Annotated in this window: 19 protein-coding genes and 3 pseudogenes; 10 read left to right on the forward strand and 12 right to left on the reverse strand. The window is 73.7% G+C overall.

All coding sequences use genetic code 11. The annotated features are described in order from the left end of the window. Positions 1–53: 53 nt before the first annotated feature. The 4 genes from ACZ4K2_RS05565 to ACZ4K2_RS05580 all read right to left on the reverse strand — a co-directional run bounded on the left by ACZ4K2_RS05565 (position 54) and on the right by ACZ4K2_RS05580 (position 6,687). Entirely contained in the window at positions 54–575 is a 522-nt protein-coding gene (locus tag ACZ4K2_RS05565) for a DUF1990 domain-containing protein (protein WP_467474075.1), read from the reverse strand. 71 nt (positions 576–646) lie between these two features. Then, entirely contained in the window at positions 647–2,305 is a 1,659-nt protein-coding gene (locus tag ACZ4K2_RS05570) for a M4 family metallopeptidase (protein ID WP_467474076.1), read from the reverse strand. A 723-nt stretch (positions 2,306–3,028) separates the two neighbouring features. Next, positions 3,029–4,891: an ABC transporter ATP-binding protein gene (locus tag ACZ4K2_RS05575; RefSeq protein ID WP_467474079.1), complete on the reverse strand. Its 1,863-nt coding sequence runs from the start codon at positions 4,889–4,891 to the stop codon at positions 3,029–3,031. Continuing rightward, entirely contained in the window at positions 4,888–6,687 is a 1,800-nt protein-coding gene (locus ACZ4K2_RS05580) for an ABC transporter ATP-binding protein (protein WP_467474082.1), read from the reverse strand. The genes ACZ4K2_RS05575 and ACZ4K2_RS05580 overlap by 4 nt, the downstream gene beginning before the upstream one ends. Positions 6,688–6,810: 123 nt before the next feature. Between ACZ4K2_RS05580 and ACZ4K2_RS05585 the strand changes: the two are divergent. After that, positions 6,811–7,404 (forward strand): annotated as a pseudogene (locus tag ACZ4K2_RS05585) (ABC transporter ATP-binding protein); the annotation flags it as partial. Continuing rightward, positions 7,400–7,498, forward strand: a pseudogene (locus ACZ4K2_RS05590) (DNA-binding response regulator); the annotation flags it as partial. The pseudogenes ACZ4K2_RS05585 and ACZ4K2_RS05590, both read left to right, overlap by 5 nt. A 16-nt stretch (positions 7,499–7,514) precedes the next feature. Here the strand turns inward: ACZ4K2_RS05590 and ACZ4K2_RS05595 are convergent. From ACZ4K2_RS05595 to glgX, 5 genes and pseudogenes are all read right to left on the reverse strand, one after another. Then, positions 7,515–8,759, reverse strand: coding sequence for a hypothetical protein (locus ACZ4K2_RS05595; protein WP_467474083.1), 1,245 nt, complete (start codon positions 8,757–8,759; stop codon positions 7,515–7,517). A gap of 23 nt (positions 8,760–8,782) precedes the next feature. Continuing rightward, positions 8,783–9,598, reverse strand: a pseudogene (locus ACZ4K2_RS05600) (dolichyl-phosphate beta-glucosyltransferase); the annotation flags it as partial. Positions 9,599–9,631: 33 nt separating this feature from the next. Further along, positions 9,632–10,195, reverse strand: coding sequence for a hypothetical protein (locus ACZ4K2_RS05605; protein WP_467474084.1), 564 nt, complete (start codon positions 10,193–10,195; stop codon positions 9,632–9,634). Positions 10,196–10,205: 10 nt separating this feature from the next. After that, a complete protein-coding gene (locus tag ACZ4K2_RS05610) occupies positions 10,206–10,712 on the reverse strand; it encodes a SigE family RNA polymerase sigma factor (protein WP_467474085.1) in 507 nt (168 codons plus the stop codon). A gap of 146 nt (positions 10,713–10,858) precedes the next feature. Further along, positions 10,859–13,102 (reverse strand): glycogen debranching protein GlgX, encoded by a 2,244-nt coding sequence (gene glgX / locus ACZ4K2_RS05615; RefSeq protein WP_467474086.1) that lies wholly within the window; start codon positions 13,100–13,102, stop codon positions 10,859–10,861. Between the two features lie 231 nt (positions 13,103–13,333). On the opposite strand from glgX, the gene ACZ4K2_RS05620 reads away from it, so the two are divergent. The 6 genes from ACZ4K2_RS05620 to ACZ4K2_RS05645 all read left to right on the forward strand — a co-directional run bounded on the left by ACZ4K2_RS05620 (position 13,334) and on the right by ACZ4K2_RS05645 (position 19,692). Further along, positions 13,334–14,557 carry a L,D-transpeptidase gene (locus ACZ4K2_RS05620; RefSeq protein ID WP_467474088.1) on the forward strand — a complete coding sequence of 408 codons (1,224 nt, stop codon included), beginning with the start codon at positions 13,334–13,336 and terminating at the stop codon, positions 14,555–14,557. Between the two features lie 162 nt (positions 14,558–14,719). Continuing rightward, a complete protein-coding gene (locus tag ACZ4K2_RS05625; RefSeq protein ID WP_467474090.1) occupies positions 14,720–15,958 on the forward strand; it encodes a L,D-transpeptidase in 1,239 nt (412 codons plus the stop codon). 76 nt (positions 15,959–16,034) lie between these two features. After that, a complete protein-coding gene (locus ACZ4K2_RS05630; RefSeq protein WP_467474091.1) occupies positions 16,035–16,802 on the forward strand; it encodes an enoyl-CoA hydratase/isomerase family protein in 768 nt (255 codons plus the stop codon). A gap of 299 nt (positions 16,803–17,101) precedes the next feature. After that, positions 17,102–17,605, forward strand: coding sequence for an ATP-binding protein (locus ACZ4K2_RS05635; RefSeq protein ID WP_467474093.1), 504 nt, complete (start codon positions 17,102–17,104; stop codon positions 17,603–17,605). Positions 17,606–17,710: 105 nt separating this feature from the next. Continuing rightward, positions 17,711–18,505: a polysaccharide deacetylase family protein gene (locus ACZ4K2_RS05640; protein ID WP_467474094.1), complete on the forward strand. Its 795-nt coding sequence runs from the start codon at positions 17,711–17,713 to the stop codon at positions 18,503–18,505. Beyond that, complete coding sequence (locus ACZ4K2_RS05645) at positions 18,505–19,692, forward strand: YVTN family beta-propeller repeat protein (protein ID WP_467474095.1); 1,188 nt, start codon at positions 18,505–18,507, stop codon at positions 19,690–19,692. Before ACZ4K2_RS05640 ends, ACZ4K2_RS05645 begins: the two co-directional genes overlap by 1 nt. A gap of 7 nt (positions 19,693–19,699) precedes the next feature. Here ACZ4K2_RS05645 and ACZ4K2_RS05650 read toward each other — a convergent pair whose 3' ends face one another. Then, a complete protein-coding gene (locus ACZ4K2_RS05650) occupies positions 19,700–20,338 on the reverse strand; it encodes a GNAT family N-acetyltransferase (protein WP_467474097.1) in 639 nt (212 codons plus the stop codon). Between the two features lie 179 nt (positions 20,339–20,517). On the opposite strand from ACZ4K2_RS05650, the gene ACZ4K2_RS05655 reads away from it, so the two are divergent. Then, positions 20,518–20,730 (forward strand): EF-hand domain-containing protein, encoded by a 213-nt coding sequence (locus ACZ4K2_RS05655; protein WP_467474642.1) that lies wholly within the window; start codon positions 20,518–20,520, stop codon positions 20,728–20,730. Between the two features lie 144 nt (positions 20,731–20,874). Next, on the forward strand, positions 20,875–21,567 hold the full coding sequence (locus tag ACZ4K2_RS05660) for an NADPH-dependent F420 reductase (RefSeq protein WP_467474098.1): 693 nt from the start codon (positions 20,875–20,877) through the stop codon (positions 21,565–21,567). 31 nt (positions 21,568–21,598) lie between these two features. On the opposite strand, the gene ACZ4K2_RS05665 is transcribed toward ACZ4K2_RS05660, so the two are convergent. Both ACZ4K2_RS05665 and ACZ4K2_RS05670 read right to left on the reverse strand, forming a co-directional pair. Beyond that, positions 21,599–22,153 carry a GH25 family lysozyme gene (locus ACZ4K2_RS05665; RefSeq protein ID WP_467474099.1) on the reverse strand — a complete coding sequence of 185 codons (555 nt, stop codon included), beginning with the start codon at positions 22,151–22,153 and terminating at the stop codon, positions 21,599–21,601. A 105-nt stretch (positions 22,154–22,258) separates the two neighbouring features. Next, positions 22,259–23,293 (reverse strand): phosphatidylinositol-specific phospholipase C domain-containing protein, encoded by a 1,035-nt coding sequence (locus ACZ4K2_RS05670; protein WP_467474101.1) that lies wholly within the window; start codon positions 23,291–23,293, stop codon positions 22,259–22,261. Between the last annotated feature and the right edge of the window lie 49 nt (positions 23,294–23,342).

Raw genomic sequence — 23,342 nt, forward strand, 5'->3', positions numbered from 1 at the left:
CGCCCCCCCCCCCCCCCCCCCCCACGCCCGCGGTCCGGCCGGGTGCGGGCGGGTCAGTCCTCGGACAGGCCGGTGCAGAGCCTGCGCAGGACGGTGCCGCAGCGGCGGGCGTAGGCGTGCTGGAGGCCGCGGGTCGCCGGGCCGCCCGCGCGGGCGTACCACTTGGCCGCCCGGCTGAACGCGGCGACGGTGAGCCAGACCGTGCCGTCACCGGTGCGGTCGACCACGAAGGCCTCCTCGCCGCACTCGGGGTGGCCTTCGAGGGTGCCGTAGGCCCAGCCGGCGCGGCGGGGCTCCTCGGCCGTCCAGACGATGCGGCAGGGGGCCTTGACGACGCCGGCCAGGGTGACCGTGACGTCGACGCCGGGGGCCGCGCGGTCGGCCGTGGCGTCGATGCCGACACCCAGCGCGCGGTGCATCTCCCAGGTCAGGACCGCCTCGGCGGCCCGCTGGAACACCTGGCGCCCCTCGCCGAGGCGGGTGCGGACGAACATGGGGTGGAAGCCGGGCGGGCACGAGGTCAGGTCGTCACGGGTCGTGCCGACCGGCTCGTAGGTGAAGGGCGCCGAGGACATGGGACACAAGGGTAGGGCGGCACCCGGGAGGAGGACCTCCCGGGTGCCGCCCGTCGCCGGAGCGGGTGCCGTTAGGCGACGTTGACCGCGGACCAGGCGGCGCCGACGGCCTTGTACTCGGCGCTGGTGGAGCCGTACAGCGCGGACGCCGCGTTCAGGGTCGCCGTGCGGGCGGCCTTGTAGTTGGTCGTCGACGTCATGTACGTCGTGAGCGCCTTGTACCAGATCTGCAGCGCCTTGTCCCGGCCGATGCCGGTGACGGTGGAGCCGTTGTACGTCGGCGAGTTGTAGGTCACGCCGTTGATCGTCTTCGTTCCGCTGCCCTCGGACAGCAGGTAGAAGAAGTGGTTGGCGACGCCGGACGAGTAGTGCACGTCCTTGTTGCCGACGGTGGAGGACCAGTTGTCCGCCGAGGCGCCGTCCTTGCTGGGCTTGTCCATGTAGCGCAGCGGGGTGCCGTTGCCGTTGATGTTGATCTTCTCGCCGATGAGGTAGTCACCGACGTCGGAGGCGTTGCCGGCGAAGAACTCCACGCCCGTGCCGAAGATGTCCGAGGTGGCCTCGTTCAGGCCGCCGGACTCGCCGCTGTAGTTGAGGCCCGCGGTGTTGGAGGTGACACCGTGGCTCATCTCGTGGCCGGCCACGTCGAGCGCCGTCAGCGGGTGCGTGTTGCCCGAGCCGTCGCCGTAGGTCATGCAGAAGCAGCTGTCGTCCCAGAACGCGTTCACGTAGGAGCTGCCGTAGTGGACGCGGGAGTAGGCGCCGACACCGTTGTTCTTGATGCCGCTGCGGTTGAAGGCGCTCTTGTAGAAGTCCCAGGTCTCCTGCGCGCCGTAGGCGGCGTCCGCGGCGGCCGTCTGGTCCGCGGAGGAGCTGGAGGCCGCGCCCGTGCCCCAGACGTTGTCGGCGTCGGTGAACAGGGTGCCGGTGCCGGAGGTCCCGCGCGCCAGGTTGTACGTCTTGTGGCCGCCGCGCGAGGTGTCGTAGAGCTGGTACGTCGAGCCCGACAGGTTGGTGTTGAGGCTGACGGTGCCCGAGTACAGCGTCTTGCCGGTGCCGGTGACGTTCTCGACGCCCTGGTACTCGAAGAGCTTCTTCCCGGTGACGGCGTCGGTGATGACGTGCAGCTGGTTCGGCGTGCCGTCCTCCTGGAAGCCGCCGACGACCGTCTCGTAGGCGAGGACGGGCTTGCCGCTGCCGGCCCAGATCACCTTGCGGGCGCCGTCCGCGGCGGTCTTGGCGGAGCCGAGGGACTTGGCGGCGGACACCGCCTGCTGCTCGGCCTTGGCCGCGGTGACCCGCGGGCTGAGCGAGGCCACCTTGATGGCGGAGTTGTTCGCTCTGGTGACGCCCTCGGTCGCGCCGGACTTGGCGGTGTGGACGATCAGGTCGCCGCCGAGCACCGGGAGGCCCGCGTAGGTGCGCTCGTAGCGGGTGTGGAGGGTGCCGTCGACGTCCTTGACGACGTCCTTGGCGACCAGCTTCTCCTGGGTGCCGAGGCCTATGTGCCGCGCGGTCTCGGCCGCACCCGTCTGCGCCTGCTGGATCAGGGTGGTGCGGGCGGCGGCGGACAGCGTGGTGGGGGCGGCCGCCAGGGTCCGGGCGGAGGTGCCCGCCGGGGTCTGCGCGCTGGCGGTGGTGGTCACGCCGGTGGCCAGGAGGGCTCCGGCGGCGACAGCGGTGGCGATGGCCAGGGTGGCGCGCTTGTGGCGCGTGTGGAGGGGGCTCACGCAAGCTCTCCTTCAGGTGGGGAGTCCGGCCCGAGTGGGGTCACTGGCCGGCTGTGTGGGGTGGTGAGGATGCTGTGCTGCGGCGGGTGGAGAGAGAGTGACATCAGCGGCGCGTACATGTCAGGACCCTGAAGTGATGTTGGCTGAAACTCGACAGGGCGATGAACATTTCGGGGGTGTGAACGGGTGCCGTCCGCGGGTGCCGTGGCCTCGCGTAACGCCGTTGTCCCGGGTCCGCGCCGGGCGGTTCACGGGAACGTCGGCTTCCGGTCGTCGACCGTCGCGGTGTCGTGCGTGGCCTGATTCCGTCCCCGCAATGTCCGCATGCCGACGCCCGGTTCGCCGGATCGTGGCGTGGCGGCGTGTCCGCGGGGGGAGCTGCTTCTCAACACTGGACTCCTTCTGCGGGACCGCGGCGCGCGCGGCCGGGGGGACCGGACAGCCGTCCGGGGCGTCCGGGCAGAACGGGGCGTCATGCGGAACCAGGTGCGGTGCAGTGCTGTACGCGTACGGGTGCCGGGCCGGCTCACGCGGCGGCACGGGAGCCGTGGGGTCGCTGTGAGTCGGTCCGGGAAGAGTGACAGGGGATCTCCCCGCCTGTCAGGACCGCGTCATGAAGTTGGCCGGAAAGGTCCCGTTGACCGGATGTTCCGGTCCGGTATGCGAACCGGACACCCGCCGCGCCACGCAGGCGGCCCGGCAGGCCGGGCCGCCCCGGCATTCCTAGGCGAGACTGTCCCGCCACGCCTGGTGCAGGGACGCGAACCGGCCCGTGCCGGCGATCAGTTCGTCGGGGCGGCCGTCCTCCACGATCCGGCCCCGCTCCATCACCAGGACCCGGTCCGCGATCTCCACCGTGGACAGCCGGTGCGCGATCACCACCGCCGTACGGCCCCGCAGCACCGTCGACATCGCCCGCTGCACCGCCCGCTCGCCCGGCACGTCCAGCGCGCTGGTCGCCTCGTCCAGGATCAGCACCGCGGGGTCGGCGAGCAGCGCGCGGGCGAAGGAGACCAGTTGGCGCTGCCCGGCCGAGATGCGCCCGCCGCGCTTGCGGACGTCGGTGTCGTAGCCGTCGGGCAGGGCGCTGATGAACTCGTGCGCGCCGATCGCCTTCGCGGCCCGCTCGATCTCCGCGCGGCCGGCGTCCGGCCGGCCGATGGCGATGTTGTCCGCGACGGTGCCGGAGAACAGGAACGCCTCCTGCGTCACCATCACCACCCCGCGCCGCAGCTCCGCCACGGACAGCTCGCGCAGATCCACCCCGTCCAGCAGGACGCGGCCCTCCGTGGGGTCGTAGAACCGGGCGAGGAGCTTGGCGAGCGTGGACTTGCCGGCCCCCGTGGAACCGACCACGGCGACCGTCTGCCCGGCCGGCAGCGCCAGGTCGAAGCGGGGCAGCACCTCGCCGCCGGTGCGGTAGGCGAACCGGACCCCCTCGAAGACGACCTCCCGGCCCGGGAGACCGCCCTTCGCCGGCGGCAGTTCCCGCGAGGCCGCCGGCTCCGGCACGGTCGGCGTCTGCGCCAGCAGCCCGGCGATCTTCTCCAGCGAGGCCGCGGCCGACTGGTAGGAGTTCAGGAACATCCCCAGCCGGTCGATCGGGTCGTAGAGCCGGCGCAGGTACAGCACCGCAGCCGCCAGCACGCCCAGCTCCAGCGAGCCGGACGCCACCCGGTGGGCGCCCCACAGCACGATCCCGGCGACCGCCGTGTTCGCCACCAGCCGGGAGCCCACCACGTAGCGGGCCATCTCCAGCAGGGCGTCGCCGTTGGTGTGCGCGTGGCGCCGGTTGAGGACGGCGAACGCGGCGTCGTTGGCGTCCTCCCGCCGGAAGGCGCGCACCGGGCGGATGCCGTTCATCGTCTCGACGAACTTCACGATCACCGCGGCGATCGCCGTGGACCGGGCCCGGTACACCCGGCCCGCCCGCCGCCGGTAGACGCGCACGAGCAGGTACAGCGGCGCGAAGGAGGCCACCGCGACCGCGCCCAGACCGAGATCCAGCCACAGCAGCAGCGCCGAGATGTAGACGAAGGACAGCACGACGGTCACCAGCTCCTGGAGGCCCTCCTCCAGGAGCTCGCGCAGCGACTCCACGTCGGTGGTGGAACGGGAGATCAGCCGGCCCGAGGTGTACCGCTCGTGGAAGTCGACGCTCAGCGCCTGCGCGTGCCGGAAGATCCGGCCCCGCAGGTCCAGCAGCACGTCCTGGCTGACCCGGGCGGAGGTCCTGATGAACGCGAACTGCAGCGCGCCGGACAGCAGCGCGCACAGCAGGTAGCCGACGGCCACCGCGACCAGCGGACCGGTCCGGTGGTCGCGCAACGCGGGTACGGCGGTGTCGATGGCGTACGCCACCAGCAGCGGGCCCACCTGGACCGCCGCCTGCTGCAACAGCAGCAGCAGGGCGGTCACGGCGGTCCACGCCTTCAGGGGCGCGAGCAGGGAACGCAGCAGGGCGGCCGTCGCCCCCGGCTCGGTGGGCAGCAGGTCGCGGTCGAAGTCGTCCCCGCCGCCGTCGGCGCCCGGCCGGGAGCGCTCGTCGTCCTCGGCGGTGGAGGTGGCGGCGGTCGGCGCGCTCAACGGTGGTCCTCCTCGTCGTCCCCGGACATCAGGTGCGCGTACTCGGCGCTGGTGCGCAGCAGTTCCTGGTGGGTGCCGACGGCCGCGATCCGGCCGCCCGAGAGCAGGGCGACCCGGTCGGCGAGCAGCACCGTGGACGGCCGGTGGGCCACGATCAGCGCGGTGGTGTCGGCGAGCACCTGCCGCAGCGCGGCCTCCACCGCGGCCTCGGTGTGCACGTCGAGTGCGGACAGCGGGTCGTCCAGCACCAGGAACTCCGGCCGCCCGACCACCGCGCGGGCCAGCGCGAGCCGCTGCCGCTGGCCGCCGGACAGGCTGAGCCCCTGCTCGCCGACCCGGGTGGCGGTGCCCTCGGGGAGGCTGTGCGCGAAGTCGGCCTGGGCCACGGCGAGCGCGCGGTCGAGGTCGGCCGCCGGGGCGTCGTCCCCGGCGCCCATCAGGACGTTCTCGCCGACGCTGGCGGAGAACAGCGTGGGTTCCTCGAAGGCGACGGCGACCTTGGCGCGCAGCTCCTCGCGCGGCAGGGTCGTGATGTCGACGCCGTCCAGGGTGATCCGGCCGCCGGTGGCCTCGTGCAGGCGCGGCACGAGCGCGGTGAGCGTGGTCTTCCCGCTGCCGGTGGCTCCCACCAGCGCCATGGACTCGCCGGGACGGATGTGCAGGTCGACGTGGGCGAGCACGGGCGGGGAGTCGGGGGGCGCGTCGGGGTAGCGGAACCGGACGCCCTCGAAGCGGAGTCCGGTGCGGACGCCCGGATCCGGCCGTCCCCCGTCCGCCGCCGCGGCGGCCGCACCCGTCCGCGGTTCCGGCGCCTCGTCCATCACCTCGAAGTACCGTTGCGTCGCGGTCGCCGCCTCCTGACTCATGGCCAGCAGGAACCCGATCGAGTCCACCGGCCAGCGCAGCGCGAGGGCCGTGCTCAGGAAGGCGACCAGGGTGCCGGCCGACAGCCCGCCGTCGGCGACCCGGACGGCGCCCAGCACCAGCGCCGCCCCGATGGCGACCTCGGGCAGGGTCACGATGACGCCCCAGATGACGGCCAGCAGCCGCGCCTTGTGCAGTTCGGTGCCGCGCAGGGTGGCCGACAGCTCCCGGAACGCCCGCGCCTGGCTGCGGTGCCTGCCGAACCCCTTGATCACGCGGATGCCGAGCACGCTCTCCTCGACCACCGTCGTCAGGTCGCCGACCTGGTCCTGCGCCCGGCGCGCGACCTGGGAGTAGCGCCGCTCGAAGACCGCGCAGGTCCACATCAGCGGGATCGCGGGCACCAGGATGACCAGGCCCAGCACCCAGTCCTGCAACAGCATGATCAGCACGCCGACGGCGATGGTGACGGCGTTGACGAACAGGAACGTCAGGGGGAAGGCCAGGAACTGGCGCAGCAGCATCAGGTCGGTGGTGGCGCGGGACAGCAGCTGGCCGGACGCCCAGCGGTCGTGGAAGGCGACGGGCAGCCGTTGCAGCCGCCGGTAGAGGGCGGCCCGCATCTCGGCCTCGACCTGCGACAGCGGCCGGGCCACCAGCCAGCGCCGGATGCCGAACAGCACCGCCTCGGCGATCCCGAGGGCGAGCAGGTACAGCGCGCCGAGCCACACCCCGGAGGGGTCCCGGTGGGCGACCGGCCCGTCCACCATCCACTTCAGGACGAGCGGGATCACCAGACCGGTGCAGGAGGCGGCGACCGCGACGAGGGCGGCCGCGCACATCCTCGCCCGCACCGGGCGGACGAACGGCCACAGGCGCAGCAGGGTACGGACGGCGGAGCGGTCCTGGGAGGTCGCACGTGTCGTGGGCATCACCGCGAGCGTACGGACCGGCACGGGCGTCGCCCACCGAGTTTCGGCCGCGGCACCGGCGCGGCGCGGGGTCGTAGGCGGGCATCAACCGATCGGCGGATGCCGCTTCGAGCGGACCGGCCGATGTGCCGGGACCCGGGCGGCCGCGATCCTCGGGACATGCCATCCGTCATCGAAGTCACCGATCTGCGCAAGGCGTACGGCGGCCGGCCCGTCGTCGACGGCGTCTCCTTCGCCGTCGAGGAGGGCGAGATCTTCGGCGTCCTCGGCCCGAACGGCGCCGGCAAGACCACCACCGTGGAGTGCGTCGAGGGGCTGCGGGTCCCCGACGGCGGCCGGGTCCGGGTGGCCGGCCGGGACCCGGTCGCCGAGCACGACGAGGTCGCGCCGATCCTCGGCGCCCAGCTCCAGCGGAGCGAACTCCAGCCGAAGCTGACCGTCCGGGAGGCGCTGGAGCTGTGCGCCTCCTTCCACCCGCGCCCCGCCGACTGGCGGCCCCTCGCCGAACGCCTGGGACTCGCGCCGAAGCTCGGCACCCGCTTCGCCGCGCTGTCCGGCGGCGAGCGGCAGCGGCTGTTCATCGCGCTCGCCCTGATCGGGAACCCGCGCGTCGTCGTGCTCGACGAGCTGACCACGGGCCTGGACCCGCGCGCCCGGCGGGACACCTGGGCGCTGATCGAGGACGTCCGCGCGAACGGGGTCACCGTGCTGCTCGTTGAAGACCCACCTCACCCACCTCTACGCCAAACTCGACGTCAGCGACCGGGCGGCGGCGGTGGCGGCGGGCTACGACCGGGGCATCCTCGGCTGACGGGCCGCCGGGCGGATCACGGCACCCCCAGTTCGAAGAGGGCGTAGCCGGCGTACGAGCCCGAGGCCAGGGCCGCGACGCCCAGCAGCGTGCACAGCACGGGCAGGCTCAGCCGGCGCATCCCCACCGCGAGCGGCAGGAACAGCGGGAAGCAGGGCAGCAGGTAGCGGGAGATGTTGGCGACGATCTGCTGGCTGCCGAGCACCAGCGCCAGCGTCAGGACGGTGTACACGACCAGCACGGCCGGCGGGCGCAGCCGCAGCAGCAGCGGCAGCAGCAGACAGGCGAGCAGGATGACGCAGACGGAGATGACGTCCGCGAAGGGGAACGCGAAGAGGTAGTCGAACTTGCCCACGGGCACGGACGTCAGCACGTCCAGCGTCTGCTCGCCGTAGTCGAAGCTGTGCGCCCAGGCACCCGACTGGAGCTTGAAGTAGCCGCCCAGGTCGCCCATGCGGTCGCCGACCCACAGCAGGTAGCCGAACAGGCCGAGCGGGGCGAGGCCGAGGGCCAGCAGGGGGCGCAGCGCGCCCTCCTCGCGGCGGCGCAGGGAGAGCAGCGCGGCCACGCCGAGCGCGGCGATCAGCGCGGCGGCCGTGGGCCGGTTGAGACCCGCCGCGAAGGTGAGCACACCGGCGGTGAGCCAGCGGCGGGTGAGCACCGCGTGACAGGCCCAGGCGGCCAGGGCCACGTACAGCGAGTCGGAGTAGACGGCCCACTCCACGCCCGAGCCCGGCCACACCGCCCACAGCCCGGCCGCCGCGAACCCGGCCCGCCGGCCGCCGAACCGCTCCGCGACGGCGTGGATGCCGAGCGCGGCGGCGAAGGAGGCGGTGATCGACACCAGCAGGCCGGCGCCGAACGAGCCGAGCCCGGTGACCGTGGAGGTCAGCCGGATCAGGGCCGGGTAGAGCGGGAAGAACGCCGCCGAGTTGCCCTCCAGCGTGATCAGGCCGGTGGCGCCCGGGACCGGGACGAGTCTCGGGTCGTAGCCGTGCAGCGCTATCTGCTGGTACCACCAGCCGTCCCAGGTGGCCAGCACGTCCCAGGCGTGCGCGCCGCCGCCGAACCGCGGGTGCCGGGCACGGTAGTCACCGGTGGAGGACAGCAGGTACATGAAGGAGCAGAAACCGGCCAGCTTCAGCGTGCCGAACACCGCGAGGACCGGTCCGTGCCGGCGGGCGGCGGCCTCGAACCGGGAGCGGAACCCGGCGGGCGCGGCGGGGGCGGCCGGGCGTATGACGGGCAGGGTCGCGGTCACCGGTCCACCGGCCCCGGGGCGCGGCGGGCCAGGGTGCGCCGCATGCGGGCGATGCCGCGCAGGTCGGCCAGGGCGGTGGCGAGGATGTGGACGCTGCTGTCCGGGTCGTCGACCCAGTCCACCGGCACCTCGTGGATCCGCAGCCCCGCCCGCTCGGCGAGCACCAGCAGTTCGGTGTCGAAGAACCACTCCCCGTCCCGCACCAGCGGCAGCAGCCGCTCGGCGGTCTCGCGCCGTACCGCCTTGAAACCGCACTGCGCGTCGGAGAAGCCGACGGAGAGCGTGCAGCGCAGCAGCACGTTGTAGCAGCGGGATATGACCTCCCGCCGGGTCCCGCGCACCACCCGGGACCCGGGGGCGAGCCGGGTGCCGATGGCCAGGTCGGAGTGGCCGGAGATGAGCGGGGCGACGAGCGGCAGCAGCGCGGCGAGCCCGGTGGACAGGTCCACGTCGAGGTAGGCCAGCACGGGTGCCCGCGAGCCCGACCAGGCGGCCCGCAGCGCCCGGCCACGGCCCTTCTCGGCCAGCCGCAGCGAGGCCACCTCGGGGAGTTCGGCGGCCAGCCGGGCGGCGATGGCCGGGGTGCGGTCGGTGCTCGCGTTGTCGGCGATCGTGATCCGGAACGGGTAGGGGAACGTGTCCCGCAGGTGCGCGTGCAGCCGCCGGACGTTGGGCTCCAGGTCCTTCTGCTCGTTGTACACCGGCACGGTCACGTCCAGGACGGGCTCCTCCTGGGGCGTACCCAGGGGCGCGCGCCGGGGCGCCGGCGTGCCGGCCGCGAGCCGGCTCGGTCGGATGTGTGTCACGTGGTTCCCCGTTTGTTCTGGAGTGTCGGGCATGGCGGAGGCGCGGGCGGGACGGACCGGCCGGCGCTAGCCGCCCGGACCGACCGTCGCCGGGGAGCGGTCCGCCGGTTCGGTGGTCGGGTCGGCCGGGTACGTGCCGCCCGGCCCGCCGGGGGGTGCGGTGTCCGTGGGCGGCGGCTGCGAGGCGGTGGCCGTGCTCCCGCCGGTCGCGGGCGGTTCGCTGGTGGGCGTGCTGCCGTCCGGGGACGGGAGCTGCGTCGCCGCCGTGGTGGACGGCGGCCGGGGCGGCGTCTGCGACGGGGACGCGCTCGGCGCGGGCACCGGGCTGACCACGGGCCCGGGCCGCGGCGCGCTGGGCCGGTCCGCGGTGTGGCCGTGCGGCCACAGGAACAGCCCCAGGCCGACCCCGGCCACCACCAGCACCGAACCGGCGGCCCGGCGCACCGTGCGCACCCGGCGCCGGGTGCGCACGCCGGCGCGCAGCGCCTCCCGGTGCCGGGGCTCGAAGCGCGCCGGCCGGCCGTCCTGGTGCATGAGCCGGGTCAGCTGCCGTTCGAAGTGATCCGTGCGCTCCGCCGGATCCGTGCGGTCGTCGTGATCCGTGCGGTCCTCGCGGTCCTTGCGGTCCATGGGTCCTCCCTCACCCCACCGGCTCGATGACGTCGGCCAGCAGCCGGCGCAGCCGGGCCACCCCGCGCGCGGCGTGGGACCGGACCGTGCCCACCGGGCAGCCCAGGGCCTCGGCGACCTGCCGGTCGGGCAGGTCCTGGTAGTAGCGCAGGACGACGACGGCCCGCTGCTGCGGGCTCAGTTGCGCGAGCGCCGCCTCCAGCCGGGAGCGCTCGGCGACGGTCGCCGACAGGTCGCCGGCCGCCGCCGCCTCGGGCAGCTCCTCCACCGGCCGCTCGCCCCACCAGCGCCGGCGGGCCGAGCGCGCCGCGGCGCGCGCCAGCACCTTGCGCACGTAGGCCTCCGGCGCCTCGTCGGCGACCTTCGGCCAGACGAACCACAACGTGACCAAGGACTCCTGCAACAAGTCCTCGGCGCGGTGCCGATCGCCGCCGGTGAGCAGACGGGCCAGATGGAACAACACCGACCAGCGGGCCGCCACGAACGCGTCGTACTCACCGGCCCGAGCCTGCTCCATCCTCACGGTCCTGTCCTCGCCGGCTGTCTCTCACCAGGGGAAAGGCCCTGGGCCCCGGCCCGCGCTGCACCCAGGGGACGTGATCCGCGTCACGCACGGCCGGGGCGCGGCCGAGGGGATTCTGCCGTACGGCCCCGGCCGGGGGGTCAGGCGACCCGGAGCAGGAGCACCGTCCGCGCCGGGACCGTGATGCGGGCCCCCGCCGGATGGACCGTGCCCGGCGCCCGGTCCTGGTCCTCCGCACAGGTGTCGACGACCACCTCGTACCGCTCCGCCCACGGCGGACCCGGCAGCACGAAGCCGGCCGGCCGGTCGCCCGCGTGCAGCACCGCCAGGAAGCTGTCGTCCACCACGGCCGCGCCCCGCTCGTCCCGGCCCGGGATGTCCCGCCCGGACAGGTACATGGCCAGCGTGGCCGCGGGCGCGTACCAGTCCCCCTCCGTCATCTCCGCGCCCCGCGAGGTGAACCAGGCCAGGTCCCGCAGCCCGTCCGCGGTCTGCGACCGGCCGGAGAAGAAGGCCCCCCGGCGCAGCACCGGGTGCCGGTGGCGCAGCGCGATCAGCCGCGCCGTCAGGTCGTACAGCGCCCGCCAGCCGGGGTCCCGGAGCAGCGTCCAGTCCAGCCAGCCGGTCTCGTTGTCCTGGCAGTAGGCGTTGTTGTTGCCGTGCTGGGTGCGGCCGAGTTCGTCGCCCGCCACCAGCATGGGCACCCCGGTGGACAGCAGCAGCGTGGTGAGGAGGTTGCGCAGCTGGCGGCGGCGCAGCGCGCGCACCCGCTCGTCACCGGTCTCGCCCTCCGCGCCGCAGTTCCAGGAGCGGTTGTCGTCCGTGCCGTCCCGGTTGCCCTCGCCGTTGGCCTCGTTGTGCTTGGTGTCGTACGACACCAGGTCGCGCAGGGTGAAGCCGTCGTGCGCGGTGACGAAGTTGACGGAGGCGTAGGGGCGCCGGCCGCCCCAGGCGTACAGGTCGCTGGAGCCGGAGAGGCGGTAGCCCATCTCCCGCACGTCGGGCAGCGCGCCCCGCCAGAAGTCCCGGACGGCGTCGCGGTAGCGGTCGTTCCACTCGGTCCACAGCGGCGGGAAGGCGCCCACCTGGTACCCGCCGGAGCCGACGTCCCAGGGCTCGGCGATCAGCTTCACCCGGCGCAGCACCGGGTCCTGCGCGATCACCGCGAGGAACGGCGAGAGCATGTCGACGTCGTGCATCGAGCGGGCCAGCGCCGCCGCCAGGTCGAAGCGGAAGCCGTCCACGCCCATCTCGGTCACCCAGTAGCGCAGCGAGTCGGTGATCAGGCGCAGCACCTGGGGCTGGACGACGTGCAGGGTGTTGCCGCAGCCGGTGTAGTCGGCGTACCGGCGGGCGTCGCCCTGGAGGCGGTAGTAGCCGCGGTTGTCGATGCCCTTCAGGGACAGCGTCGGCCCCAGCTCGCCGGCCTCCGCGGTGTGGTTGTAGACCACGTCGAGGACGACCTCGATGCCGGCCGCGTGCAGCGCGCGCACCATCCGCTTGAACTCGCCGACCTGCTGGCCCGTCGTCCCGGAGGCCGCGTAGGCCGCGTGCGGGGCGAAGTAGCCGATGGAGTTGTAGCCCCAGTAGTTCCGCAGGCCCCGGCGCAGCAGGTGGTCCTCGTGCGCGAACTGGTGCACGGGCAGCAGCTCCACGGCGGTGACGCCCAGCCCCACCAGGTGCTCGACCGCGGCCGGGTGCGCGAGCCCCGCGTAGGTGCCGCGCAGCTCCTCGGGTATGCCGGGGTGCAGCTTGGTGAAGCCGCGGACGTGCAGCTCGTAGATGACCGAGTCCGCCCACGGCGTCTTGGGGCGGTGGTCGTCGGACCAGTCGTCCTCGTCGTGCACGACGACGCCCTTCGGCACGAACGGCGCGGAGTCCCGCTCGTCCCGCACGGTGTCCGCGACCTGCTGCTCCGGCCAGTCCCGGACGTGCCCGTACACCTGCGGCGGCAGCCCGAACTCGCCGTCCACCGCGCGCGCGTACGGGTCGAGCAGCAGCTTGGCCGGGTTCCAGCGGGCGCCGGTCCACGGGTCCCAGCGGCCGTCCACCCGGTAGCCGTACCGCTGCCCGGGCATCACGCCCGGCACGAAACCGTGCCATATCTCGTGCGTCAGCTCGGTCAGCGGGACCTGCGTCTCCCGGCCCCGCTCGTCGAACAGGCAGACCCGGACCGCCTCCGCCCCGGCCGCCCACAGCGCGAAGTTGGTGCCGGCGGCTCCGTCGGGGCCGACCCGGAACCGGGCTCCCAGCGGGGTCGGCGCGCCCGGCCACACGGCCGGGGCGGGCGGTACGGACCGCCGGGCGGCGTTCACCGCCGCCGGTTGCCCGCTCCCGGCGGCCGGCTCCCCGGCCGGTGCCCGTCGCTCGGCTGCGCTCGTCACTGTCGGCCCTCTTCTCAGTGGCTCGCCCGAGGGACGCGGCCGGCCGCGCCGGCGGCCCGGGGAGCGCTCCGGCACCCCGGGCCGCCCGGCGCGAACCGCGTCCCGACGGCTCCGGTCCGGGCTGCGGGCGCCCCGGCAGAGGCTCCCCGCCTGTCGTCCTTCCCTGTGTTCTGCCCAGTGCGCGGCTCGCACTCACGTTTCCCCGGGGCGGGCGCCGTCGTTGAGCCCCGCGTGAGGCACGTAACTGGACGCGCACGGCGCGCGGGGGCCGCGCTGGCCGCCGTACTGACATGGGCGGGGCTGCTCACGGGCTGCTCCGCGGACGGCTCGGGACCGCTGGGCATCGGCGGGGCACCGGGCGGGCCCCCGGCACCCGAGGACGCCATCCGGGTGACCCCCGACGACGGCAGCAAGGGGGTGCGGCCGGACGGGCGACTACGCGTCCGGCTGCCCGACGGACACCTGGAGAAGGTGACCGTCGTCGAGTCGCGGGACGCCCAGGACACGCCGGTCCCCGGGCGCATCGCCGCGAACGGGCTGACCTGGCGGCCCGACCGGGACCGGCTGGCGCTGGCCGCCCGGTACACCGTCGACGTGGTGGCGGTGGACGCCCGGGGCCGCCGCTCGGCCCGGCACACCACCTTCACCACCTACGTCCCCGACGAGCGGTTCATCGGCTACGTCACCCCCGAGAACCGGGCCACCGTCGGCACCGGCATGATCGTCTCGCTCGCCTTCAGCCGGGAGATCGCGAACCGCGCCGCCGTCGAGCGGGCCGTCCGCGTCACCGCGCGGCCGCCGGTGGAGATCCGCCCGCACTGGTTCGGCAAGGACCGCCTGGACTTCCGCCCGGAGCGGTACTGGAAGCCGGGCACCGAGGTCACCGTCAGCCTGGGCCTGCGGGACGTCGAGGGCGCGCACGGCGTCTACGGCCTCCAGGACAAGACCTTCTCCTTCACCGTCGGCCGCAGCCAGGTCTCCCTGGTGGACGTCACCAAGCACACCATGGACGTACGGCGCGACGGGGAGCTGCTGGCCACCGTGCCCGTCACGGCCGGCGCCCCCAAGCACCCGAGCTACAACGGCAAGATGGTCGTGATGGACATGCTGGAGGTGACCCGCATGAACAGCCAGACCGTCGGCTTCGGCGGGGAGTACGACATCCCGGACGTCCCGCACGCCATGAAGCTCACCGACTCCGGCACCTTCCTGCACGGCAACTACTGGGCCCCGGAGGCGCCCGGGGTGGCCAACGTGAGCCACGGCTGCGTGGGTCTGCGGGACGTCAAGGGCGGCGGCTCGGACACCCCGGCGGGCTGGTTCTTCGACCGCAGCCTCATCGGTGACGTCATCGAGGTGGTGCACAGCAAGGACCGGACGGTCGCGCCCGACAACGGACTCGGCGGCTGGAACATGCCCTGGAAGGACTGGAAGGCGGGCGGCGCGGTGACCTAGCCGTATTGCCCGGGGGGAGCGCGCGCGGGTCGGGGCTGCCAGGCGGAAGTTGCGACGGAACGGTGACATTCGGCTGACGCCGTACCCAAAACCTGGCAGCTAATATGCGCGCACAAAGAGGTGGGGAGCGGGCCTGAGCCGGCCCGGCGAGGGGAGAACCAATTGAACATGCGGCCGGTATCGGGGGCGTCGGCACGGGGGCGGCGGGGCCGTGGGGGACGGGGACTGGCGGGCGTGACCGGCGTCCTGTTGCTGTCGCTCGCCGCGTGCGGCGGGGGCGGGGACCCCGGCCCGGGGGACACGGACGGCAAGGGCGCCGAGGCCGGCGCGCGGGGCGGGCGGTCCACGGCCGCCGTCAGCATCGCGCCCGCGTCCGGCGCCACGGCCGTCGACACCGGTGGCGCGCTCAAGGTCAGCGTCGCCCGGGGCACGCTGACCGAGGTCACCGTCAAGGACGACGAGGGCGCGAAGGTCGAGGGGTCCGTCACCGGGGGCGGCGCGAGCTGGACACCGTCGACCCATCTGGCCGCCGCCACCAGGTACACCGTGCACGCGGTCGCGAAGGACGCCGAGGGCCGCGAGACCGCCGCGGACTCCACCTTCACCACGCTCACCCCGAAGAACACCTTCGTCGGCGCCTTCACCCCCGAGGACGGCTCCACCGTCGGTGTCGGCATGCCGTTCTCCATACGCTTCACGCGGGGCATCACCAGCCCGGACGCGGTGGAGAAGGCCATACGGATCAGGACCGAGCCGGCCGTCGAGGTCGAGGGCCACTGGTTCGGCAACGACCGCCTGGACTTCCGCCCGGAGAAGTACTGGAAGGCCGGCACCAAGGTCACCGTCGACCTCGACCTGGACGGCGTCGAGGGCCGCGACGGCGTCTACGGCGAGCAGCGCAGGACCGTGGAGTTCACGATAGGCCGCGACCAGGTCTCCGTCGTGGACGCCGAGAAGCACACGATGAAGGTCACCCAGGACGGCAAGGTCGTGAAGACCCTGCCGGTCACCACCGGCAAGGACGGCTACGACACCTGGAACGGGAAGATGGTCATGAGCGAGAAGCTCACCGTCACCCGGATGAACGGCGACACCGTCGGGTACGGCGGCGAGTACGACATCAAGGACGTCCCGCACGCCATCCGCCTCACCACCTCCGGCACGTTCATCCACGGCAACTACTGGGGCGGCGACGCCTTCGGCAACTACAACGCCAGCCACGGCTGCGTGGGCCTGCGCGACGTGCGCGGCGGCTACGACGGCTCCGCCCCGGCGGCCTGGTTCTTCAACCACTCGATGATCGGCGACGTGGTGGTCGTCAAGAACTCCCACGACGGCACGGTGGCCCCGGACAACGGGCTCAACGGCTGGAACATGTCCTGGGCCGACTGGAAGAAGTGACCCCGGTCCGGGGACGGGCCGGGTGTGATCGACCGCACCCGGCCCGCCGCCGTTAGTCCCCGTTAACCTGGCCCCCATGACCGTCACTCTGGAAGTCGCCGAAGGCGTCGGCACCCTGCGGCTGGCCCGGCCGCCGATGAACGCGCTGGACATCGCCACGCAGGACCGGCTGAAGGAACTCGCCGAGGAGGCCACGCACCGCGACGACGTGCGCGCCGTGGTGATCTACGGCGGCGAGCGGGTGTTCGCGGCGGGCGCGGACATCAAGGAGATGCAGGACATGGACCACACCGGGATGGTCCTGCGCGCCCGCGCTCTCCAGGACGCCTTCACCGCCGTGGCCCGCATCCCCAAGCCGGTCGTGGCCGCCGTCACCGGCTACGCCCTCGGCGGCGGCTGCGAACTCGCGCTGTGCGCCGACTACCGCATCGCCGCCGACAACGCCAAGCTCGGCCAGCCCGAGATCCTGCTCGGCCTGATCCCGGGCGCCGGCGGCACCCAGCGGCTGCCCCGGCTGGTCGGCCCCTCCAAGGCCAAGGACCTCATCTTCACGGGCCGCCAGGTCAAGGCCGACGAGGCCCTGGCGATCGGCCTGGTGGACCGGGTCGTCCCGGCCGCCGAGGTGTACGAGCAGGCGCACGCCTGGGCCGCCCGGCTCGCCCGGGGCCCCGCGCTGGCGCTGCGCGCGGCGAAGGAGTCCGTCGACACCGGACTGGACGCCGGCATCGACACCGGACTGGCCGTCGAACGGAACTGGTTCGCGGGCCTGTTCGCCACCGAGGACCGCGAGCGGGGCATGCGCAGCTTCGTCGAGGAGGGGCCGGGCAAGGCCGAGTTCCGCTGATCCGCCGACGGCGCGTCACCCCCGCGGATCCTCGCGGGGGAGGCGCCGTTGACGCGTCGTCTGATTCGCGCCCCTTGACGGAGCGGTGTGTGGGAGCCTTGGAGCATCCTTGCATCCGTGGTGTCGAGGGAGCCCGGCGCTTGCCCGAAAGTGAGCCGTCGTCACAGGTCGGAACGGACCTGACCGACATCGACATGCCATCGGCATATGCCGGGCGGCGGGGGCACGACGGGGGCGCGCAGGGGGCGCATTCCCCTGGAACGGCCCCCGGGGCCGCCCCGGACGGCCATCATGGGGGCATGGCGGGGCTGGAGGGCATCGAACAGCCGCGGGGACACGGCCGTGCTTCCGCGGTGCGCTGGTCGCCCGCGGTCGAGGACGAGCGGGCGCTGAAGGCGCTCGAACTGTTCGGCGACCCGACCGAGGCGGAGGTCCCGCTGCCCTCGCGCCCGGAGAGCGCCGCCACCGCCCGCCGGCTCGCCCAGGTCGTCGTCCTGCGCACCTGGCGGCTCACCCCCAAACTGACCGAGGACGCCGTCCTGCTCGTGTCGGAGCTCGTCGGCAACGCCGTACGGCACACCGGCGCCCGCGTGTTCGGCCTGCGGATGCGCCGCCGCCCCGGCTGGATCCGGGTGGAGGTCCGCGACCCCTCGCGCGGGCTGCCCTGCCTGATGCCGGTCCAGGAGATGGACGTCAGCGGGCGCGGGCTCTTCCTCGTGGACAAGCTCTCCGACCGCTGGGGCGTGGACCTGCTCCCGCGCGGCAAGACCACCTGGTTCGAGATGCGGGTCGCCGACCGCTGACCGCGCCGCCGCGGCCGGGGCGCCCGCCGGCCCCGGGTGGACCGCACGACCCGTACGCTCCCCGAACCGGACTAATCGCGGGTTTTGCGGCCCAACCACCCTTAAATGGTACGAGTGACCTCCACTCACCGCCGCGACGTGCTGCGCGCCGGCGCCGGCCTCGCCGCCGGCGGCGCGCTCGCCACCGGATGCGGCGCGGACCGGGCCGGTCCGCCCGCCGCCCCGGCCGCCGCGACCCACCGGTCCGCCCGGCCCACGGTCGGCGCCCGCACCGCCCCGGCCCCCCGCGCCCACCCCGGCCTGCCCGCCCAGATCACCCACGGGCCGCGCGACCACCCCCGGGTGGCCCTCACCTTCCACGGCCAGGGCGACCCCGCCCTCGCCCGCACCCTGCTCGCCACCGCCGAACGCGGCGGCGCCCGGCTCACCGTGCTCGCCGTCGGCACCTGGCTGGACGAGCACCCGGACCTCGCCCGCCGCATCCTCGACGGCGGCCACGACCTCGGCAACCACACCGAGCACCACATCGACGTCAACACCCTGCCCGAGGCGGACGCCCGCCGGGAGATCACCGACTGCGCCGAGCGGCTCACGCGGCTCACCGGCTCCATCGGCACCTGGTTCCGCCCCTCCCGCGCCCCGGCCGCCTCCCCGCTCGTCGTCCGGCTGGCCCGCGCCGCCGGCTACCCGCACGTGCTGTCGTACGACGTCGACTCGCTCGACCACACCGACCCCGGCGCCGCCGCCGTCACCCGCAAGGTCCTCGCCGAGGTGCGCGGCGGATCCGTGGTGAGCCTGCACCTCGGACACCCCGGCACGGCCGCCGCCCTCCCCGACCTCCTGACCGAACTCGGCCGGCGCGGACTGGGCGCGGTCACCACCACGGAGCTGCTGAGCTGATGCGAACCACGAAAGCCGCCCGCACGCTGGCCGCCGGTGCCGCCGTCACCGCCCTGACGCTGCTCTCCGCGTGCGGCGGCGGAGCGGGCGGCGGGGCGGCCGAGCCCTCCGCCGGCCGGACGCCGGTCCAGCCCCGGGTGAAGGGGCCGAGGGTGGACGTGCTGCCCGGGATGCCCCCGGTCGAGGACCCGGCCGACCTGTACTCCGCCGACCGGCCGAACCGGCTCTCGCCCGTGGTCAAGGGCTTCCCCTCGCGGGTGTACGTGCCCAACACCAACTCCGACACGGTCACCGTCATCGATCCCGCCACCTACCGGGTCCTCCAGACCGTCCGGGTCGGCCGCCAGCCCCAGCACGTCGTCCCCTCCTGGGACCTGAAGACCCTCTGGGTCAACAACGACCTCGGCAACAGCCTCACCCCCATCGACCCGCGGACCGGCAAGGCCGGCACGCCGGTCGAGGTGCACGACCCGTACAACCTCTACTTCACGCCCGACGGCCGGTACGCCGTCGTCATGGCCTCCATGGACCGCCGGCTGGTCTTCCGCGACGCGCACACCATGAAGGTGGTCAAGTCCGTCCCGGTGAACTGCTACGGCGTCAACCACGCCGACTTCTCCGCCGACGGCCGCTACTTCATCGTCTCCTGCGAGTTCAGCGGCGAACTGCTGAAGGTCGACACCGCGAGGATGGAGGTCGTGCGCGGGCAGAAGCTGCCCCTGCGCGGCGCCATGCCGCAGGACGTCAAGATCTCCCCGGACGGCAGGCTGTTCTACATCGCCGACATGATGGCCGACGGCGTGTGGATCCTCGACGGCGACACGTTCGGCCGGCCCCGGTTCCTCGCCACCGGCAAGGGCGCCCACGGCCTGTACGTCAGCCGGGACTCGCGCGAGATGTACATCTCCAACCGCGGCGAGGGCACCGTCTCCGTCTTCGACTTCACCCGGGGCCGGCTCACCAGGAAGTGGCGGCTGCCCGGCGGCGGCAGCCCCGACATGGGCGGGGTCTCCGCCGACGGCAAGGTCCTGTGGCTGTCGGGCCGGTACAACTCCGAGGTCTACGCCATCGACACCCGCACCGGCGCCCAACTGGCCCGGATCAAGGTCGGCAGCGGTCCGCACGGCCTCGCCGTCTACCCGCAGCCCGGCCGCTACTCGCTCGGGCACACCGGCGTCTTCCGCTGAGCCGCCGTCAGCCGGCGGGCACGCGCAGCAGCGCCTCCGCGCCCACCGGGCGGTACCCGGCCGCCTGGAACGCCCGGAGGCTGCGGGCGTTCCCCGGGGCGACCTGCGCCCACAGCGGCTCCGCGGCGAGCTGCCGGGCGGCGGCCACCAGCAGCCGCCCGAGCCCGCGGTGGCGCGCGTGATCGTCCACCTCGACCGACACCTCCAGCCGGCCGGCGACCCCGCGCCCCAGGACGAGCACCCCGCCGTCGGCGGACCAGGCGCGCACGTCGTCCCGTCCGCGGCGGGCGTAGGCGATCCGGGGGTGGCCGGCGTCCTCGATCTCCCGCAGCGCGAGCGCCGGCCGGCCCGGCAGCGGGCCGCCCACCAGCAGCGCGTCGACGGTCTCCGTCCGGCGTCCCGTCCGGTCCAGCAGGGCGGACAGGAAGCGCGGGTTCAACGGCGCCGCCAGGGGGTCGCAGCCGGTGCCGCGCAGGGCCTCGCGGACCCAGTCCGGGTCCTCGTCGGTGAAGACGACCGAGTGCGCGGTCAACGCCAGCACCCCGGCGTCCCGCGGGGAGGGCTGGGGGAGGACCGTCGTACCGCCGTCCGCCGGCGGGAAGACGCCCGCCGCCGCCGCGTCGAGAATGTCCCGCAAGGTCGCCAAGGCCCGCTCCCCGTGTCCGCCTCCGCTGGAGGCTCCAGACTCCCAGACGGGACCGGAGGCGGCACCGGCCTTTCCCCGCCGGCGGTGGTCGCGGCGTCCCGCGTGTCCGCGGGCCGTTAATCTGACCAGCGTCAGTACGCCAGCACGGCATGAGAAACACGAGCAAAAGGGGCGGATCGGTGGCGGACATCGAGGAAGCACGCAAGCAGTTCCAGCGGATCGACGCGGACGGCGACGGGTTCATCACCGCGGCGGAGTTCAAGTCCGCCCTGGCGCAGCAGGGTGACTGGAACGTCACCGAGGCGGTCGCCGAGGCCGTCATCCGGACCCGCGACCTCAACGGCGACAAGGTGCTGTCGTTCGACGAGTTCTGGTCCTACCTGAACAAGTGACCCGCCGGCGGCGGGGGCGCCCGTCCCGCGGGGGCGGGGTGCCCCCGCCGTCGTCCGCACCGCCGCCGGTGCGGCCCCGCACCCGTTCGGTCCACCGCCCGGAATAGTCCGCGATCCCCCGGGGTTGCCCAGGACGACAGAAGCATGCACGCGCATGAATCATCCGGAAGGTCGGCCATGAAGATCGGCATCATCGGCGCGGGAAACATCGGCGGCAACCTCACCCGGCGGCTCACCGCCCTCGGCCACGACGTCTCCGTGGCCAACTCCCGCGGCCCCGAGACGCTCCGGGAACTGGCCGAGGAGACCGGCGCCACCCCCGTACCCGCGGCGGAGGCCGCGCGGGGCGCCCAGGTGGTGGTGGTCACCGTCCCGCTGAAGGCGGTGCCCGAGCTGCCCGCCGGCCTGCTGGACGGCGCCGCCGAGGGCGCCGCGGTGATCGACACCGGCAACTACTACCCGCAGCGGGACGGCCGCATCGCGGGCATCGAGGACGAGGGGCTCACCGAGAGCCGCTGGACCGAGCGGCACCTCGGCCACCCGGTGGTCAAGGCGTTCAACGGCACCTACGCCCAGGACATCCTGGACCGCCCCCGCCCCTCGGGCGACCCGGACCGCCTGGCCCTGCCGGTCGCCGGTGACGACGAGGCGGCCAAGCGGACCGTCCGCGACCTGATCGACGAGCTGGGCTTCGACACCGTCGACGCCGGTACCGTCGACGACTCCTGGCGCCAGCAGCCCGGCACCCCGGTGTACGGCCTGCGGGCGGGCACGGAGGCGGTGCGCAAGGCCCTCGCGGAGGCGTCCCCGGAGCGCCCGGCGGACTTCCGGGCCTGACGGCGCCGCGGCTCCGGCCCGGTCCGTCCCCCTACGGCGTGGCCCACTCGCGCAGGTCGTCCGCGTGCGCGAAGTGGGCCACGTCCTTGTCATGGGGATCGGCGGTGTACTGGTGGAACCGCCACTTGGCCTTGACCCGGGGCCTGCCGGCGGTGACGTAGTCCGCGATCCACAGCCCGTCCCCGGCGTAGGAGGTGGAGTCCACGTCGAGCCAGAAGGTGCGGTTGCAGTAGAGCAGGACCCGGTTGTCCGGCCGCAGCTCTTTCAGCCTGCGGATGAAGCGGTCCTTCTCGGCGTTGCTCGCGTGGGTCCCGTCGCCGGTGGTCTCCCAGTCGACGGCGAGGACGTCGCCCGGGCGGTCGGGCGCGTGGCGGAGGAAGTGGTCGGCCTGGGCGGTGAGGCCGCCGGGCCACAGGAAGTGGTAGAAGCCGACGACCAGTCCGCCCTTCCGGGCCGTCCTGGTCTGCGCGGTCAGGCGGGGGTTGACGTACGTACGGCCCTCCGTCGCCTTGATGAAGGCGAAGGAGAGGCCGTCCGTGTCGTACGCCGAGGGCTGGTACGCGCTGATGTCGATGCCGTGGAGCATGGGTACTCCCGAAGTGCCGGTGGGAGGGCTGGCAGTTGCCTGATGTATGCCCCGGCCCGGTGTCCGCGATCCGCTCGCGCGCCCGGAAAACGTCCCGGCGGGTGGTCAGCCCCTGGGTACCACGGAGCCCAGCACCGGGGCCGTCTTCGTCGACCAGTCCGAGGTGATGATGCTGGCGTGGTTCCTGGCCAGCAGGGCGAGTCGTGCGGCGACTTCGGCGTCCGTCGGGGCGGTGGAGGAGATCGCCGGGGACACGTTGTGGGCGTCGGTCGCGATCAGGATGTAGTGGTTCGCGGAGTAGAACGAGGTGTCGTAGCCCTTGTCGGCGTACGTGGCCGCGTCGCCGTCGAAGAAGACGAACCAGGGGCGGATCGAGGCGTCGTACCGGGCGGTGCGCGGGTCGCCGTTAGCGGCGCCCAGGACGACCGGGAACGCCTGGGCCGTGGAGACGCGGCCGGCCGCGGCCAGGTCGCGCAGGTGGTCGCCGTACTCCTGGTCCGTCCAGTAGTGGTCGAAGGGGTTGGCCTGTTCCACGGTGCCCGGGATCAGGTCGAAGAGGAACTTGCCCCTGAGGGAGTCCCGGGTGGGCCAGGCGTCGGCCTTCGCCGCCGCGTCCAGCGTGCCGTGGTCCCCGCCGAGCAGGTCGGCCGGCTTGTAGACGCTGCCGCCGAGCTTCTGCGCGACGAGCGTGTCGAACTCGTCCGGCCCCATGTTCGCCCGGTCGTTGAAGCCGACCTTCATCTCGACCTTGACGACGACCGGGGGGTGGTCGGGGTGGCGCTTGCTCCAGGCGGCCATGTCGTCCAGGCAGCCGCCGAGGTCCTGGTCGCGGCTCTTGCCGTACAGCTCGTCCGGGGTCTTCGCCGCCTCGCAGTTGTTGTCGTTGCCCAGCGGGTTGCCGTGGCTGACCCGCCAGCGGCGGGTGATGCTGTCGACGTAGACGTCCAGCTCCAGCAGCGAGGCGCCGGAGTCCAGCGCCTGCGCGAAGTACGCGTACTTGGCCTTCTCGTACGCGTTGTGCGTGCCGATGGCCGTCGTCTCGGAGAACTTCGGCGACGCCGCCGCGTGGGCGTTGCCCGGCAGGATCGCCAGCAGCGCGGCGACACCCGCGAGCACCATCGGCCGTCTTGTCGCAGCCATGTCCCAACTCCCTTGTCTCGACGCCGAGTCGACGGCAGCGTAGAGCCGC

This window comes from Streptomyces sp. NPDC025833 (assembly GCF_055558055.1).